Source organism: Streptomyces sp. URMC 126 (assembly GCF_051386555.1).
Lineage (GTDB): Bacteria > Actinomycetota > Actinomycetes > Streptomycetales > Streptomycetaceae > Streptomyces.
In genome coordinates this window covers 1-238 of record NZ_JBPQTX010001320.1, presented here as the reverse complement: position 1 = coordinate 238, position 238 = coordinate 1, and the positions used below count along the sequence as shown (strand labels likewise).

Below are 238 nucleotides of genomic sequence, written 5' to 3'. Positions count from 1 at the left end.
CTGCGACGGGGTGTCGTCGGCGACCCGCCCGGACGAGGCCTCCGCCGCCGCGGCCGAGGCCGCGTGCGCGTCGATGCGGCGGTCCCTGCCGCGCGGCGCCGACCCCCGGCAGGCGATGCACGACGCCCTGGTGGCCGCCTCCGAGGCCGTCAACGCCCTGGCCCCGGAGCCACGCGACCCGGTGGAGAACGCCCCGGCCTGCACCATCGTCGGCGCGGTGGTCGCCGCGGACCTCCTC

At 80.3% G+C, this 238-nt stretch carries 1 pseudogene; it reads left to right on the top strand.

The annotated features are described in order from the left end of the window. A pseudogene (locus tag ACSNOK_RS36110) lies at positions 1–238 on the top strand (serine/threonine-protein phosphatase); the annotation flags it as partial.